The organism is Pseudomonas sp. HY2-MNA-CIBAN-0224 (assembly GCF_040310285.1).
Taxonomy (GTDB): Bacteria; Pseudomonadota; Gammaproteobacteria; order Pseudomonadales; family Pseudomonadaceae; genus Aquipseudomonas; species Aquipseudomonas helleri.
Window position 1 is genome coordinate 1 of record NZ_JBEOPQ010000597.1, and the last position, 264, is coordinate 264.

At 47.0% G+C, this 264-nt stretch carries 1 protein-coding gene; it reads right to left on the bottom strand.

Annotated features, from left to right (window positions below):
* Window positions 1-252: homocysteine S-methyltransferase family protein (locus tag AAEZ03_RS27700; RefSeq protein WP_350583087.1), on the bottom strand; the 252-nt coding region annotated here is incomplete at its 3' end.
* Window positions 253-264: the final 12 nt, after the last annotated feature.

Genomic DNA, 264 nt, shown 5'->3' on the forward strand with positions numbered 1-264 from the left:
CTCCTCAACAGAGGGCAAGGTTGCTGCCATTAGAAAATCAACGTCTGCACTGGCCAACTGATTGATCTGCCATTGATGAAACTCGCTGGCGTCGTTCAGTGACAATCCTTCATCAGGCAAATAGCAATCGTTCTTGCAGCCAATAAGACCACCGATTTTAACGGGTACTTTTCCAGGTTCTTCTGCAACCAGTTCTTTTAGAAACGTTGCGGCCTCAACATTAATGTCCTGCCGCTGGTTTGAGGCTTGCACTCTCTCCTTATT